At 35.7% G+C, this 15,750-nt stretch carries 14 protein-coding genes and 1 tRNA gene; 8 read left to right on the top strand and 7 right to left on the bottom strand.

All coding sequences use genetic code 11. From position 1 onward, the window contains the following. Nucleotides 1–4: 4 nt before the first annotated feature. The 4 genes from pth to HBN50_RS16790 form a co-directional block, all read right to left on the bottom strand. Nucleotides 5–577, bottom strand: a complete 573-nt coding sequence (gene pth, locus HBN50_RS16805) for an aminoacyl-tRNA hydrolase (protein WP_273871968.1) — start codon at nucleotides 575–577, stop codon at nucleotides 5–7. Nucleotides 578–592: 15 nt separating this feature from the next. Beyond that, a complete protein-coding gene (locus tag HBN50_RS16800) occupies nucleotides 593–1,537 on the bottom strand; it encodes a ribose-phosphate diphosphokinase (protein ID WP_273871965.1) in 945 nt (314 codons plus the stop codon). Nucleotides 1,538–1,556: 19 nt separating this feature from the next. After that, nucleotides 1,557–1,632, bottom strand: a tRNA-Gln gene (locus HBN50_RS16795). Nucleotides 1,633–1,697: 65 nt separating this feature from the next. Next, nucleotides 1,698–3,524: a transglycosylase domain-containing protein gene (locus HBN50_RS16790; RefSeq protein ID WP_273871963.1), complete on the bottom strand. Its 1,827-nt coding sequence runs from the start codon at nucleotides 3,522–3,524 to the stop codon at nucleotides 1,698–1,700. A gap of 150 nt (nucleotides 3,525–3,674) precedes the next feature. Between HBN50_RS16790 and HBN50_RS16785 the strand changes: the two genes are divergently transcribed. Further along, on the top strand, nucleotides 3,675–5,123 hold the full coding sequence (locus HBN50_RS16785; RefSeq protein WP_273871962.1) for a hypothetical protein: 1,449 nt from the start codon (nucleotides 3,675–3,677) through the stop codon (nucleotides 5,121–5,123). 29 nt (nucleotides 5,124–5,152) lie between these two features. On the opposite strand, the gene HBN50_RS16780 is transcribed toward HBN50_RS16785, so the two are convergent. From HBN50_RS16780 to galU, 3 genes are all read right to left on the bottom strand, one after another. Beyond that, nucleotides 5,153–7,084 carry a hypothetical protein gene (locus HBN50_RS16780; protein WP_273871960.1) on the bottom strand — a complete coding sequence of 644 codons (1,932 nt, stop codon included), beginning with the start codon at nucleotides 7,082–7,084 and terminating at the stop codon, nucleotides 5,153–5,155. Nucleotides 7,085–7,174: 90 nt separating this feature from the next. Continuing rightward, complete coding sequence (locus tag HBN50_RS16775; RefSeq protein ID WP_273871959.1) at nucleotides 7,175–8,230, bottom strand: hypothetical protein; 1,056 nt, start codon at nucleotides 8,228–8,230, stop codon at nucleotides 7,175–7,177. Between the two features lie 3 nt (nucleotides 8,231–8,233). Next, a complete protein-coding gene (gene galU, locus HBN50_RS16770; protein WP_273871958.1) occupies nucleotides 8,234–9,121 on the bottom strand; it encodes a UTP--glucose-1-phosphate uridylyltransferase GalU in 888 nt (295 codons plus the stop codon). A gap of 55 nt (nucleotides 9,122–9,176) precedes the next feature. On the opposite strand from galU, the gene HBN50_RS16765 reads away from it, so the two are divergent. The 7 genes from HBN50_RS16765 to rpe are packed head-to-tail and all read left to right on the top strand — an operon-like array spanning nucleotide 9,177 to nucleotide 15,749. Further along, complete coding sequence (locus tag HBN50_RS16765) at nucleotides 9,177–10,049, top strand: hypothetical protein (RefSeq protein WP_273871957.1); 873 nt, start codon at nucleotides 9,177–9,179, stop codon at nucleotides 10,047–10,049. Between the two features lie 2 nt (nucleotides 10,050–10,051). Then, on the top strand, nucleotides 10,052–10,759 hold the full coding sequence (locus HBN50_RS16760) for a hypothetical protein (RefSeq protein WP_273871956.1): 708 nt from the start codon (nucleotides 10,052–10,054) through the stop codon (nucleotides 10,757–10,759). A gap of 2 nt (nucleotides 10,760–10,761) precedes the next feature. Then, nucleotides 10,762–11,865, top strand: coding sequence for an LptF/LptG family permease (locus HBN50_RS16755; RefSeq protein WP_273871954.1), 1,104 nt, complete (start codon nucleotides 10,762–10,764; stop codon nucleotides 11,863–11,865). 9 nt (nucleotides 11,866–11,874) lie between these two features. After that, a complete protein-coding gene (locus tag HBN50_RS16750) occupies nucleotides 11,875–13,506 on the top strand; it encodes an ArnT family glycosyltransferase (protein ID WP_273871952.1) in 1,632 nt (543 codons plus the stop codon). Between the two features lie 42 nt (nucleotides 13,507–13,548). Beyond that, a complete protein-coding gene (gene def / locus HBN50_RS16745; RefSeq protein ID WP_273871949.1) occupies nucleotides 13,549–14,145 on the top strand; it encodes a peptide deformylase in 597 nt (198 codons plus the stop codon). Between the two features lie 4 nt (nucleotides 14,146–14,149). Next, nucleotides 14,150–15,100: a methionyl-tRNA formyltransferase gene (fmt, locus tag HBN50_RS16740; RefSeq protein WP_273871948.1), complete on the top strand. Its 951-nt coding sequence runs from the start codon at nucleotides 14,150–14,152 to the stop codon at nucleotides 15,098–15,100. Between the two features lies 1 nt (nucleotide 15,101). Next, a complete protein-coding gene (rpe, locus tag HBN50_RS16735; protein ID WP_273871946.1) occupies nucleotides 15,102–15,749 on the top strand; it encodes a ribulose-phosphate 3-epimerase in 648 nt (215 codons plus the stop codon). Nucleotide 15,750 lies beyond the last annotated feature (1 nt).

The raw sequence follows: 15,750 nt of genomic DNA, 5'->3' as shown, positions 1-15,750 counted from the left end.
CTCTCTATTCTACTATTTTCTTTCTATTATATTTTCTCTGTGCCTTAACAAAGTCATCTTTTATAAATAACTCGATTGCCTTTGCTGACTCTTCTAAATATTGATCTAATACTATTTTTTGATCATCTGAATATGTCGAAAGTACCCAGTTACTTACTGAACCCCTCGGTGGGCGACCTATACCCATTCTCAACCTTTTAAAGGCTTGATTACCTAAGCAAGCAGCAATTGATTTTAGACCATTGTGACCAGCAAGACCACCACCATCTTTAAATGCTATTGTTCCATAAGGTAAATCTAATTCATCGTGAACTACCAAAATATCTTGAAGTTCTACTTTAAAAAAGTGCATTAAAGGTTGAACACTTTCACCACTCAAGTTCATATATGTTTGAGGCTTTAGAAAGTAAACATCTTCCCCATCAATATCTAATTTTGCATAGAGCCCTTTAAACTTATCTTTCCAAAAGATTCTATCTCTAAAGCTAAGTTTCTCCATAACATCCCAACCGATATTATGTCTCGTAAGCTCATACTCACTACCTGGATTACCTAATCCAACGATTAACTTTGTCATGTTGATTCCGATTTCCTAAACAAAAAGAGAACTAACTGAGTCGTTATTAAATGTTCTATGAATTGCTTTAGACAATATTTCAGCTGTAGACAAGACCTTTATCTTATCAACATCTTTGGCACTCTCACAAAGTGGAATTGTATCTGTAACAATAACTTTATCGAGAGCATCTGAATTGACGATTCTTTCAATGGCCGGGCCAGAGAAAATTGGGTGCGTTGCACAAGCTACAACCTTCTGTGCTCCATGGTCTTTCAAGGCCTTACATGCCTCAATAAGTGTTCCTGCAGTGTCGATCATATCATCGATAATAATGCAATTTTTCCCTCTTACATCACCAACGATATTCATGGCCTTAGCTACATTTTTTCCCGTTCGGCGCTTATCGATCATCGCAATATCTGCTTTTAATTTCTTGGCGTAATGACGTACGCGATCAACACCACCAGCATCTGGAGAAACGAAGATAGTGTTCGTATCGAAAACATTTTCTCTAATATAATCAATCAACACTGGAGAAGCATAAATATTATCAAATGGGATATTGAAAAAACCCTGAATTTGGCCAGCGTGGAGATCCATCGTGATAACTCTTGAAGCTCCTGCAACTGTTACCAAATCAGCAACGAGTTTAGCCGAAATCGGAGTTCTAGGAGATGCCTTACGATCTTGTCTAGAGTATCCGTAATGAGGGACGACAGCCGTTATTGAGGATGCTGAAGCTCTCTTAAGAGCATCAATCATAATCAATAATTCCATCAAATTATCATTCACTGGTGTACAAGTACTCTGAATAATAAAAACGTCCGCTCCGCGGACGTTTTTTTCAATTTCACAATAAATTTCGCCGTTAGCAAATCTAACCAACTGTGGGTCTACCAAGGGCACGTCTAAATGTTCAGAGATTTGGGAAGCAAGCTTAGGATTAGATGAACCAGAAACTAAGACTATTCGTTTCATTGCTTCTCCGAAAAAAAGATGGCTGGGGTAGAAGGACTCGAACCTTCGAATGGCAGAATCAAAATCTGCTGACTTAGCCACTTGTCGATACCCCAACAATGTGTACGAAACTATCAGAAATATAACGCCAGCCTAGGATTTTGGCAAGTATTTATCGCAATTAATCATTAAAAATTTCACAGTTAAGCTCGTTAAACCTTTTTCCTTTATCTCGAGAAAAATCATTAAAAACTTTAAATGCTGTCGTACTTCCATAGAGCTTAAGCTCATCTCCATCTCTCTTGCCTTCATATCCAACCCAAAAGAGACCTAAATTCACTCCATCAAAACTCACATACCAATTATCATACCCTTGATTTGTCGTTCCCGTTTTGCCGAAAAAGCGCATGTCTTTAAGACTCTTCCCTACAACTCGTCTAATTGTCGTAATCGTTGGATCTGAGAGAACATCGATAACGCTATTCTCTTTGTATGTTTTGCAAGATTTTCTAATAAATTTCTCATAGATATCGAGATAGCTTGAAATTGGAATCTCAATGGCACCTAAAAGCTGAGCTGGATATTCGGCCAGTGGCTTTTGTAGGTTTTCAAAGTACTCAGCAAGGAATGGCTCAATTTTGTCAAAGCCAATTTCGTTTGCAACCCGAATCAACGGTCGATTCAAAGACATGAGCAGTGCCGTCTTCAAAGTCGCACTTTCTATCTCTTTTTTACTCGCTTCGCGTGGACTCCAAGTACCGGAGATCAATTTCAATTCTATAGGACCAGTATCAACGCTATCGGACCATTTTTTCCCAAAGTCTTGAAAGATACCATAAACGATTGGCTTGATTGTACTTCCAATTTGATGAGGCTCACTTGTTAAGGCCTTTTCCTTATCCCTTTCGTACTTACTATAAAACCCGTATTGTTTTTGGGTTTGCAGGTTTTTAATAACTCCTTTAAACGCCACATTTTCATATTTTATTTCACCTAGGCGTTTGATCGCTTTGTGCTTCAAAATATAGCGGTCATATTCGTCGTAATCACTCTTCTCAGTACTAGTCCACCATAGTGATTTCAAAATTTTTGCTCTAGTTTCTGATTTTAAACTTTCTGACCATCGCGACCATTGTTCATCGTCCCACTGAAATGATTTTACAATTGGTGTAAGTGATTTCTCCTTCAACTTCTCATACACAATATTTGCTCTCTGCTTGAGTCGATTTACATGTCTAACAGGATTGTAATACGAAGGTCCTTTAAGCATTGATACGAGAATAGCCGTTTCATATGGGTTCAAGGTATGAGGTTTCTTTTTAAAATAGAATAATGAAGCCGTATAGATTCCCTTCATACGAAGACCATACATACTTCCCCAGTAAATTTCGTTAAAATATAGCTCTAGAATCATCTCTTTTTCATACTTATATTCTAAGTAGATGGAGATTATAATTTCTTTCAATTTCCTGCTTAGCTTTTTCTCATTTGTTAGATAGAGGTTTTTCACAAGCTGCTGAGTAATTGTCGAACCACCCTGAACCATTTTCATCTCTTTAATATCTATGATGATGGCCCTTAAAATTGATTTTAGATCAATTCCCTTATGAGTAAGAAATCGATTATCTTCAACTCCAATTAAACCCTTCCACATATCCGCCGGAATATTTGCGAAGGACATATAGTATTGAAAGCAATAGAGGTCCTCACAATCGTTTCTAAACAGTCCCTCTATTTCAAAGTCTTTTTCCAATAAATAGCTATTTTTATCTTCACTTAAATATCTCTCTCTTTTGAGCTCATCTAATAAGATGTCCATCGATCTTGAGTCAGATGAAAAAAGAAGATAATTTTCAAACTCCTCTCTATCAACGAAAGAACCTGCTTCAAAGCTTGAGACTGCTGTTTTAAAATTATCTTTTCCCCTAATCTTCTCAAAGGGAGTTAGATCAACTTCAGCAATCAACTTGGTAACATAGATATTAAATGCTAAAAAAGAAGTACCCATAAGGATAAATATGAATCTTAGAACGTTTCTTATATAAATCACTGTTTCAACACTCCATGGCATTTTGCCTAAAGATTTTGACGAGAACTTTTAATATCATATATTATTTCCCAAAGGACTACATTGCACCATTCCAAGGAGAGAATGACCGTGTTTAAAACAAAATCACTATTTGCTGCTCTTGCGCTAACTGCGACATCTGCTCACGCCCTTCCAATCGACTGGCACGGAGTTTTTGGAGTCGACACTACGCTTATTAACAATTACAGAAGAATCAAAGCTACAAGCGAAAACGTACCTTATACGTCATCTGCTGGGTCTCAAGAAGTAACTTTAGCAGGTGGAAGCCAAAAAAATGCTTCTTATCAAAGCTATGTTTTTCGTCTCAATCCACATCTTATCGTGAATGACTCAGCGAGCATTAAGGCTGAAATCACTTCGGGATACGGAAGAGGTGGTAGACTTGGTGAAAATGATGACCAAACGAAAAAAGGCGATGCCGCTTCAGCTCTTTATTACTACAACACAAGTACTGATAACCAACTTAACCTTAATAAGGTTTATATGGAACTTTACTCAGATACTGCAACATACGTGATTGGACGCCACTCTGCTCACTGGGGTATGGGAGCTATCCAAAACTCTGGTGATAACGTTTGGGATCGTCACACTTTTGTAAGAGACGGAATTACGGCCAAGATTAAAATTGGTAATTTCTTCATCTCACCTTATTGGGCGAAAATTTCTTCTGATGGATCACTGACAAGATCACATAGAGTTAAAGAAACTGGTATCAGTCTTTTCTACGATAATGTTGATAATGATATTGCTTTTGGAGTTCTCTACGCTAAAAAGAAAAACTCTAATAATGGTAAAGTTGCTGACGAAGCAGGAAGCCAAGCTTTTGGTGAAACAAACGTTAAGATTACAGACCTTTATTTCAAAAAGACTTTTGATAAATTAAAGTTTGAAGTTGAAGTTCCAATCATGAGTGGTGAACTTGGTGATGTCTATGGTAATAGCGATAACGTTAAGTACAAGGCTCAAGCAATTCTCTTCTCTTCAAGCTATCAAGCAAATGACTCTTGGTCTTTTGGATTTGATGCCGGTAAAGTTAGTGGTCAATCTGCGACACAATCTTCGTTCGAAGCAATGTATCTAAACCCGAACTTTCAAATTGCTAACTTGCTTTTCCGCTACAACATGAGAGCTGTTAGTGATGAATCTTATTCTCTATACGATTCATACGTGACAAACACAATGTATGGAAAATTAAGAGGTCAGTATAAGACAAATAAATGGACTTGGGATGCAGCTCTTATTTATGCAAAAGCAGAAGAAGTTGCTCAAGCGAATGCTGGCTTTTACAATCACGAAGGAAGAGCTTGGGTTGGAACTGCAAACGTTGATCAAAAAGATGACTTAGGAATGGAAGTGGATCTAGGTTTCACATATGATTGGAACGAAGCCGTTGCAATCGGTGGACAAGCAGCTTACCTTTTTGCAGGTGACTACTGGGCCTTCACTAACGATGCTTCAAATGTAAACGAAGCTAATAACTCATATCTTCTACAATTAAACGCATCTATAAAATTCTAAAAAAAAAGCCCGCTTTATGCGGGCTTTTCTTATTGATTAAATCTTAAAACATTCGAGGGTATCTGTGTTGAGGGCGAAACCTGAAATTGGTTCTGCTGTTGAACACCTAAATTTAACGGCCCAAGTCCATTATTCATTCCCATATCATAACCCCACATAGATAAATCTGATCCACCTAGTGAGTCATTATTGTTCACGCTAGCAAGGTTTCTTTGCATCATTGAATCTTGATAAATTCTCATCCAACCTGCATATTGATTATTTAAGTTTGTCGATGAAGTTTGTACTTTTCCAAGTTGCTTTTGAAGTAAGTATTGGTTCATCTGTTGTCTATACTGCGCCATTTGACATGAGTATTGATTGTACCCAGAGTAACAATATTTTTGCATATCGTTTTGATAGTTCTGCTGATAATTAGAAATCAGTGAAGTTCTTCTCGATTGTAGAGATTGCATTCTATTTCTAAGTCTCTTCAAAGGAGCGTCCTTTCCTCTTTTAAGTTGAGAAACATCTCTCCACTCTGTTAGGACATTCTTTTCAAATCTTTCAATATCAGCTTTTACACTTTTTTCTGCTTTAGAGAAAGTTAACTTCTTATCTCTTTCTCTTTTGTTTTTTTCAAAATAAACATTACCAAAGTTTTCTGATTTAGATTTTACTGTAAAGATCTCTTTAGCTTTGATACCAAAATTGTGGTTCTTCATAGCATCGACAAGATACTTAAATTCATCTTTGTCACTGTGGCGACCAAACCCAGAGATTAATTCATTTAATTTAGCAACACGCTTATCAATAGAAGCTTTTTCTTCAGGTGTTTTTGCAACAGAACGTTGATGAGCAAGTTCGTAAAGATCTACAATTCCAGTATCTACAACAAGATTTTCATATTGCTTTAAAACTTTATTATAATCCTCTAAAAGCTCGTAAACTTCTTGCTTATCATTAATCGCCAGCTCTTTTCCTTCTTCAAGATCTTCATCCGAAGGAATCAATTCATTTTCAAGCTCTCTTAGTCGATCTAGAAGCTCATTTGCTTTTTCTTCACGAAGTTTATCTTTTACTCCTTCAAGAATCGCAATTAGCTGTCCAGCATTTCCGATATCAGAATTATCACTCTTTAAACGATCAAGCTCATCGATCACTTTTGATAATTCATTTGAGCGACATGCACTATAGGCCTTTCGAGCTTCTTTATCATTTTGTGATTCATAAACAAGCGTATCAAGAGGACCTCCTGATGCGTTTTCAAGATAAGTACATTTCCATTCACTATCCGATGGTGGTCTATAGTTTTCTACTTTACCATGTACTGCTTGATTAAATACTGAGTATTCAGGTGAGGCAATATACAGTTTAGAACTTCGATCTTTATCCATCCCAGAAATTGGATGTTCGATAGTCATTTGTCTTAGATGACCATCTTCAAAAGCCTTAACTCTATTAAAGGCACTTGTATGCTCATCAATAAGTTCAGGATATTTTTTTCCAATACATCTAAAGTATTTATCTTCAATCGACAGCTTTCTAAATGAGTCAGGACTTTCTCCCTCTTCTGCAAGCTCTTCATAGTCAAAGTCATAATCATTTCTAAATTTAACAATGTGGTCATTCCCCATGAGCATCACATCATATTTGAGATCTAGACATGCTTGAATATAATTAGGAACAATTACTCTAAACTGACTACCATCTCTTGATTTAAAAATCTTGATATCCTCATCACCCATCAAGGTACGAAGAAAATCATAAGAGATATTACGTTGCATATCTTCTTTAGAGCACGATTGAGTAACACTGCCTCGTACATTTGTATAAACAGGCTTAGTAACTTCTGCACTAGAATAATTATTAGAACTCGAAGTTCCTAATGTACTTCCGGCCGAAAGTCTTCTCGGTGTAATTCCGTTTGCACTTGTAACAGTAAGTGCAAGAACAGGTAGAAGGGGAATGTATTTTTTCATATTCTGTCCTCTAAGAGTAAAATCCTACTTCTTTACTCATATCGGACAAATGGCGGATAACTTGACAAAAAAACGTTAGTTAACTTCTTTTCAATAAGTTAGACCACTATTGGAATATTCAAACCCAGTTAATTTCTCTTTGTTTTCTGCCAAGTTTTTGAAATATTCAGTCACTCTTTCATTAAAATTTTTATTTTTTGAAAGAATGTCATTATAGGCAAGTACTCTTACTTCGTATGAAGTTTTATCATTTATCTTAATCAAAATCTTTTTAGGCATCTCATGTTGGCCGTCAAAGAGCAGGTAATCAAGTGCGTAGAGATCTAATTTCGTCTCTTTAAAATTCAACTTTAATTGTGCAAGTTGGTGCTCTTCATTTGTAAAGTAAGCATCGATACCATCGAAATTAACATTCCAAGAGAACTCACTTCCTCTTTTAACTAATTTCACATGCTCAGATTTGGCATAGAGCTCTTTATTTAATGTTTCATTGATTTTCTTTTGAACTTCTTCATCTTCACTTTTAAGTGGTGAAGTTATGTGTTCTTTTAAAGAGCTATCTGCATTAACTGTTACTAAGTACTTTTTGTACTGATCAAGTAAGCTGACTTTATCTGCATTAAGAATCATCTTATTAGTAAGATAGTCTTTTGAATACTTTCTAAAAAGGTGTGAAATTGGTTTAGAGTCATTAAGGCTATACATTGATAGTATCGAATAAAATAATTCTCTTTCAACAATCTCTTCTTTATTTAATAAAGATGAAATGTTTTTAAAATGTTCAACACGAATCATTTTATCATTCACAAAGCTTTGATCACTGTACTCAGCCTGGATAATCTCACCTTGTCTATTTTCTTCATTGTTTATTAAGAACTTAAAGTAAAAGTTCTCTTCTTTCTTTGTTGGTTGTAGTTCTACTGTTGTTTCACTTTCTTGATTAACGTTTTGAGTTTCATTTCCAGAATTAAGTACTTCAGAAACAACTGGAGCCGTATTATTAGAAATTTTCTTAATCATCATCGAGATGTAGACAAGGTTTCCCGTCACATCTTTATTATTTGGATTTCTAAAAAGGCCTTCAGCTGTTGGAACGGCCGCAAATGATGATGATATTGCTAACAAATAGCACAGTAGAACTTTCATTTTTTATCCTAGATTATAAGATTTCATCTTTTCCTTGATGATCTCTTCCATTATCTTCCTAGTTTTCTTATCTCTCAAGGCAAATTCAACAGTTGCATTTAAATATCCAGCAATACTTCCTGTATCAAATCGATCCCCTGTAAAAATATGGGCGAAAACTTTATCTTTCGAGCAAAGTAGATTAATTGCATCAGTTAATTGATATTCACCACCAACTCCTTTAGGAATCTCATCTAAACAATCAAAGATTTCCTTATTAAGAATATAGCGGCCAGGTGTTGCGAGATTTGTAGGAGCATCTTCTGGAGATGGCTTTTCTACCATTTGCTTCATAAGAAGAGTTTTTGCATCTTCTTTTAAAAAGTCACCATCAACAATACCATATTTATTCGTTGTCTCTCTTGGGACTTCCATTACGCCAATCACTGACTTCGCTTCATTTCTTTCACTAACATCAATTAATTGTCGTGTTACAGGCGTATCGCTTAAAACGAGATCATCCCCAAGAATGACGGCAAAAGTCTCATTGCCAACTAGACCCCTTGCACAATTAATTGCGTGTCCAAGGCCCAATTGTTCTTTTTGACGAACTGATACGACTTCAACCATTTTACCAATGCGTTGAATATCTTCCATCATCTCAATTTTATTATTCTTTTTAAGGAAAGCCTCTAGCTCTTGATTTCTATCAAAATAGTTTTCAATGGCCTCTTTTCCAGACGAAGTTACGAAAATTAGCTCTTCTATTCCTGAATTAACAGCTTCTTCTACTGCATAATGAATCATTGGCTTATTCACAATTGGAAGCATTTCTTTTGGAACTTGTTTAGTTGCCGGTAAGAAGCGCGTTCCTTTTCCTGCAACAGGGATGACAGCTTTTCTAATCTTCATTATACTTATCCTAACCTTTTATTAATTATGGATGATTAAAACACTCGGATATTCTATGAAATCTCTTAAATACCTTCCCCTCATATTAATTGCTTCAACTTTTATAAGCAAGTCATATGCAAGAATCTTCAACTACGAAACGACCAGAATGAAATCAACTGCGGGAACTGGGATTGCGACACCACTTGTCGATGAAGCGACAATGTTAAATCCGGCGACACTTGGTTTCTTTAATTTATCCGCCCTCTATATTCAGAAATCTAATTCTGATATTACTGCTCAATCGCAAACAACAAATTCTGAATCGAAATCTTATGGTTTCATTGCTTCAGACACTAAAGGAAATGTTAAAGGTTCTCTTAGTTATTTTAAACAAGATTATAATAACGAAAGCCGTAAACAATTTAATGCCTCAATCGCTTCTACCATTGGAAAGTGGTCGTCATCTGGTGTTACTTATAAAAAAATAACTGATACTATCGATGGCGTAGACAAGGACTATGTCATTACAACATTCGGAGTTTCACACTTCGTTGACAAAAATCTCGCCATGGGTATTGTCGTAAATGACCCTTTTAAGGCAAAAGAATTTGAAACTCGTGCAATCGTTGGTCTTCAATATACGTTAAAAGATTATATCAATATTATGCTTGATGCAGGTGCAGACTACAATCAAGACCTTCAAGAAAGTTCACTTGTTAGAGCGGCCCTCCAATTGAAAGTATGGAATAATTTCTTTCTTCGCTTTGGAGCATCAGAAGATAAGTTACTAAAGGAAAGATCAACTGGTGCTGGAATCGGTTGGGTACAACCAAGACTAGTACTGAATTTTGCACTAAAAAATACTTCTCTTTCTGAAGATGAAAAACTCAATCAAAAAGAAGAAGATATCAAAGAAACTTCTTTCTCACTTTCTTATAGGTTCTAGTCATGACGAAAGGTAAAGGAAAGGGACAGGAAGAAGAACAAGAAGAAGAGAAAAAACCTCAAGCGATTGTTCAAGCATATCGAGAACGCCTTACTCTTTTAAAAAGAGCACAAGAGTTTTCTCAACGTGGAGATATTCCAAAGGCCGTCGATAAATACATGGGCTACCTTAATGCCTTAGCTGCTTATCACGGAACCAAAGAAGATAAATTAACACCTAAGCTTTTTGATGTTGAAAAAGATATTGCAGAACTCCTTCTTGTTAGCCATGCCTACTGGGATTTAGCTAAGGCCTATGATCGCTCTCCGCGACTTAGACATGAATCTGTTCGTTGTTTAGAGCAATTCATTAAATTCTCTACAGGGTTTAAATTTCAACACGTCAACGCACAAATGGTTAAAAAGTTTGTAAAAAGAAGAAAGGCCTATAACCTTGCAGTCTTTCAAGAAGCTTACAATAGAATTCAAATTAACTCTAAAGCCTGTTATGTTGCAACTCACTGCTATCCTCATGATGAAGATCTTCTTGAAAACCTTAGAGGCTTCAAGCGAGAGTTGATGAAATCTAGAATTGGTTTCTATGGAGTCGAGCAATATTATCGTTTTTCACCAAATCTTGTCGTTTTCCTTGAGAAGCATCCAAGAGTAAATTATTTCGTAACCACAATACTTTTCAAACCAATCATTGGTTTTATAAATAAATTGATTTAAATATGCATTCAATTAAAAAGCTTATTATTACTGAGTGGATTCGTTTTTTTATAGCATCATTTATTGCTTTTCTTTTACTCGTTTCCGTTGGTTCATTAATTTCAGGTTTTCTAAGATCTAATATTACTGCAGCGGAAGTTCTTCTTAATTACTTCGTTGAACTTCCTATCACATTGAATAGGATTATCCCTATTTCCTGTTTAATTGCATCTCTTTTCAGTATCAATAAACTTAAAAATCGAAATGAGTTAACTGCGATATTTGCTTCTGGTTACTCAAGAAAAAAGTATGTTGTCGATGTCTTTCAAGTAGCTCTTGTTGTTTCCCTCTTACAATTTTTTGTTGGCGCCTATATGCAGCCATATTTTAAGAAGCAGCGACATAATCTCATTGAAGATGCTGATGACAAATTTAGAAACCTCCAATCGAAAGGACTTAAGGCCAGTACAATTGGCAGTGGTCTCATTTGGTATAAGAGTAAAGAGTATTACTTCTCTTTTCTTAGTTTCGACTCAAAAAAGAATAAGATTCTTTCGCCAAATATTTTCTATTATAATAGTGACTATCATCTCTCGAAAAAGCTCATTGCTAAAGAAATTCAGTATAATGATGGGAACTGGGTTGCTAAAGACATAATTAAAATTACAAAGCTCAATGAGACAACTTTTCCAATCACTCAGCATATCGACTCAGAAGTTATCAAACTCGAAGAAACCCTTGCTGACTTTAAGCAAATAGAGGCCGATATTACAACTCTTTCATATAATGAGCTATTGAGTTACATCAACAACCTTACTTCCTCTGGCTTAAATGTTGATGAGTACACCGTTCTTTTTTTAGAGAAGATATCAAATTCAGTTATCTGCATTATATTTGCTTTGATTGCCTGTGTTCCAATATTTAATCCCAACAGAAGAAATAGTTCATTCGGAAAGAGTATTCTTTTTGTTTTTGTTTTTACGATTGTTTATTGGCTTGTGAATTCTTATGCCATTGAGCTTGGAATTAATTCTAAGATCAATCCATATACGGCAACTTTCAGTGTTCCAGTTTTATTTCTCTTTATTCTAAGTTTTTTCTTTTTAAAGAATCGAAAATTAAATTAAGGCCATCATATGCTAAAGATGAAAAAGTTCCTCATTCCTTCATTAATGTTAGTAACTGTTTTATTTCTCTATATCTTTGACATAGGAAACTTAAATGGTTTGCGCCAAGGAACAGAGGGATTCTATCTACAAATTGCTAAAGAAATGTTTCAGGAGAAGAGCTTCATCGCCCCACTTTATATGGGAGAGCATCATTGGTCCAAACCACCACTTCACTTTTGGCTGTCATTCCCATTTTATTTTCTCGAGGGTCAAGCAAGTCTTTTTAGCTCAAGATTAAGTGTAGTTCTTACTTCTCTACTCTATCTCTTTTTATTTGCAGATTGGAGTAAGAGAAACTTTAACACTTCTAGGCTCTATGCATTTGTCTTTTTCACGGCCTGTTTTTGTTTTTTCAAATATACACGTATTTTTATGATGGAGATGCCACTAGCTTGTCTAACAGCACTTGGTTCGCTCTATTACTATGATTTTTTAAACACCTCTAAAAAGAGATTTCTCTTCTTGGCGTTTCTATTTACAGGGCTTTCGATACTAATCAAGGGTCCAGTTTCATTAGTAATGGCCGCAGGGGGTCTGGGTCTTTACGGTATCTATCTCCTTTTAACTAAACAACAATTGCCAATCAAAAAGACTTTTTTATGGCTAAGCCTCTCTCTTTTAATCGGCTCAATTTGGTTTATCATTTGCTATTTAAGATTTGGTGATGAGTTTTTTAACTACTTTTTTCTAAGAGAGAATGTCGGAAAATTTACGGCACGTTCGTATCCAATTCGCCACGTCTTCCAAGGTCTCTTAATCTATGGACTACCTTGGTCGTTATTCTGCCCATTCATTTACTATTATTTCTACGACAATAAAGAATCTGTTAAAAAAGGAAATGAGAATCTTTACGTTTTTCTTTTCTGTAATTTTGTATTCTTTTTTACGCTATGGCTTATTCCAAGCCAAAGGTCGCATCACTATGCGGTTCCTTCTATTCCTTTTTTCTTATTACTAATTTTAAAGGGATGCTTTCTCGGATTAGTAAAAGAACGTAGACAGAGGTTATTTCAATTCACGAACTATCTCATCTCTGGCTTTTTGGTTATTTTAATTTTCTTTTTAGGTGTGGCCCTCACAATTTCAGAAGTTTATAGTAACCCTTCTCATTTATTTGGGCTTTTCATAGCAATAGCATCTTGCGCTTTTGCTATCTACCACTTTACTCAACGCAACAATCATCTGTACCGATTCTTTAGTGCAGCGTTAGTTTTTGGTAGCTTATGGACAGTTCTCATACCATCTTTTACTTTGCCTCTTGTGCCAGGAGAAGTTATCGAAATAGTTGGAAATAAGAAACTAGCATCTGTCGTCCATAAACCTTATTTTGTCTCTGAAGCCTTCAATCGTGAAATTCTCTCAATGAATTCACACGAACTTCAACAGTACGTTCAAGAGAATCAGTCTTACTATCTTACATATAAATATAATTACGATAAGTTATCTCAAAAAGATCAAACAGACGTAGTTTACACATGGAGTATTTGGAAGCGCAGAAGACGTGTTAGTCACATCATTGACGCCATAAAAAATGGCAAGATTTCTGAACTAAAAGAAACAATGATACTATTTAAAAATAGAGACTATAACCCTCAATAGGGTGCTAGACTTTAATAAAGTCTGCATGTTATAAGGTGCACCATGGATGCAAAAACAAATTTCTTACAGAACTATGAACTTGAGGGCGAACGCCTCAAAATATTCACTCTACCAGCACCAGTCTTAAAAAAAGTTGCTGAGCCCGTTACTGAATTTAACGATGAACTCAAACAACTTGCTAAAGACATGCTCTTCACAATGTACAAAGCTCCAGGTGTCGGCCTTGCTGCGCCACAAGTTGGAAAAAGTATTCGTATGTTTGTTGTCGATATTGACTATAATCGCGAAGAGACAACTCTTGCTGATGGATCAACTGATTATATTCTTTCAGAATTTAATCCTCAGGTTTATATCAATCCTGTGTTTAAAGAAAAAGATGGTGAAGTTGTTTGCGAAGAAGGCTGTCTTTCTGTTCCAGGAATTTATGAAGAAGTAAAACGTGCCGAACATATCGTTTTAGAATGGCAAGACCTCGAAGGTAATACACACTCTCAAGAATTTGAAGGATTCAGAGCAGTTTGTCTCCAACACGAGAATGACCATTTAGACGGAATTGTTTTTCTCGATAGACTTAGTCTTCTTAAAAAGAACCTTCTTACAAAGAAGTTTTTAAAAACTAAGAAGAAGAAAGGTCTTTAATCATATGAAAAAATTCAATGTTGTTTTTTGTGGGACTCCAGATTTCTCTGTCCCTACGCTAGAGCTACTTTCAACTCACCCACAGATCAATCTGAAAGGTGTCATTACAATGCCTGATCGTCCAGCTGGTAGAGGGCAAAAAGTCCAATCACCACCAGTGGCTGAATTTGCAAAGAGTAAGAAAATACCACTTTATCAAACAGAGAACATCAATAGAGAAGAAGAATTTCTTACTCAACTTGAAAACGAAGACATTGATTTCTTCGTTGTACTAGCATTTGCTCAATTTCTTGGTTCTCGTGTTTTGAATATGCCTAAACTAGGTTGTTTCAATATTCATACATCAATTTTGCCAAAGTACCGTGGAGCTGCTCCGATTCAATATGCTCTTCTTAATGGAGATAAAGAAACTGGTGTCTCTATTCAAAAGATGGTTAAGAAAATGGATGCGGGAGACTTAATTATTAGTGATCCTCTGACAATTGGGGAATTTGAAACTGGTGGACAACTTTATACGAGACTCAAATTTCAAGCCGCGCTTTCTTGTAATTCTCTCATATCAAAAATTGATCAAGGTAATTTAGAGTATACAGCTCAAGACGAATCATCTGTTAGCTTTGCTCCAACACTCAAAAAAGAGGATGGCCTTCTCAATTTCAAAGAATCAACATTTGAGAAACTTCAAAACCAAATCAGGGCCCTTGATCCCTGGCCTGGAACATATTGCTTTCTCAACAAAAAGCGATTGAAAGTTTTTGAAATAGAAAAGTTCCCAGGTAACATTCCTGCTGGTGAACTCGACTTAAAACACAATGCCTTTGTCGTTGGTTGTAAAGACTGTGCAATCAGACTTAAATTTATCCAGCTTGAAGGAAAGAAAGCTGGTGATGATAAAACGCTTTTAAATGGTCTTCAGAATTCAAAGGAAATATTAATCATCAACCCTGAGGTTTAACATGACTATCATTGCTCCAAGTATCCTTGCTTGTGATTTTACCAATATCCAAAGTGAAATTTCAGTAATTGAATCTTCTCCTAAAACTTGGTTGCACTTAGATATAATGGATGGTCACTTCGTTCCAAATCTCACTTTTGGTGGTCCAGTAATAAAGAGAATATCTCAAATTACAAAACTTCCCTTAGATGCCCATTTAATGGTAACCAATCCTAAGTTTCATGTTGATATGATGAAAGACTATGGAATTCACAATATAACATTCCATTACGAGGCTATAGATGACTGCCTTGAACTTATAAAATACGCCAAACAATTTTACCCAAGTGTTGGTATCTCGATAAAACCTAAAACTTCAGTGTCTGAAATTTCAAAAGATATTTTAGAAGAGATTGATTTGCTGTTGGTTATGTCTGTTGAACCCGGCTTTGGAGGCCAAGGGTTTATTGAGGAAACATACGAAAAACTAGATGCTATCAAACCATTAAAAGAGAAATATAAATTTCAAGTACAAGTTGATGGTGGAGTTAAAAACAACAACTCTCAAAAACTTGTCACACATGGAGCGGACAATCTTGTTGCAGGCTCTTATGTATTTAACGGAAACCAAAACGACTATCTTTCAAATATAGAATCATTAAGGGAATAAA

The organism is Halobacteriovorax sp. GB3, from assembly GCF_028649655.1.
Taxonomy (GTDB): Bacteria; Bdellovibrionota; Bacteriovoracia; order Bacteriovoracales; family Bacteriovoracaceae; genus BSW11-IV.
This window is presented reverse-complemented; position numbering and strand designations above follow the sequence as displayed.

Bases quoted from the DNA above. Each gene is read 5' to 3' on its own strand.
- HBN50_RS16780 (WP_273871960.1), bottom strand. From the start codon at position 7,084: ATGAAAAAATACATTCCCCTTCTACCTGTTCTTGCACTTACTGTTACA.
- HBN50_RS16790 (WP_273871963.1), bottom strand. From the start codon at position 3,524: ATGGGTACTTCTTTTTTAGCATTTAATATCTATGTTACCAAGTTGATT.
- HBN50_RS16755 (WP_273871954.1), top strand. From the start codon at position 10,762: ATGCATTCAATTAAAAAGCTTATTATTACTGAGTGGATTCGTTTTTTT.
- HBN50_RS16765 (WP_273871957.1), top strand. From the start codon at position 9,177: ATGAAATCTCTTAAATACCTTCCCCTCATATTAATTGCTTCAACTTTT.
- pth (WP_273871968.1), bottom strand. From the start codon at position 577: ATGACAAAGTTAATCGTTGGATTAGGTAATCCAGGTAGTGAGTATGAG.
- fmt (WP_273871948.1), top strand. From the start codon at position 14,150: ATGAAAAAATTCAATGTTGTTTTTTGTGGGACTCCAGATTTCTCTGTC.
- galU (WP_273871958.1), bottom strand. From the start codon at position 9,121: ATGAAGATTAGAAAAGCTGTCATCCCTGTTGCAGGAAAAGGAACGCGC.
- def (WP_273871949.1), top strand. From the start codon at position 13,549: ATGGATGCAAAAACAAATTTCTTACAGAACTATGAACTTGAGGGCGAA.
- rpe (WP_273871946.1), top strand. From the start codon at position 15,102: ATGACTATCATTGCTCCAAGTATCCTTGCTTGTGATTTTACCAATATC.
- HBN50_RS16800 (WP_273871965.1), bottom strand. From the start codon at position 1,537: ATGAAACGAATAGTCTTAGTTTCTGGTTCATCTAATCCTAAGCTTGCT.
- HBN50_RS16760 (WP_273871956.1), top strand. From the start codon at position 10,052: ATGACGAAAGGTAAAGGAAAGGGACAGGAAGAAGAACAAGAAGAAGAG.
- HBN50_RS16750 (WP_273871952.1), top strand. From the start codon at position 11,875: ATGCTAAAGATGAAAAAGTTCCTCATTCCTTCATTAATGTTAGTAACT.
- HBN50_RS16775 (WP_273871959.1), bottom strand. From the start codon at position 8,230: ATGAAAGTTCTACTGTGCTATTTGTTAGCAATATCATCATCATTTGCG.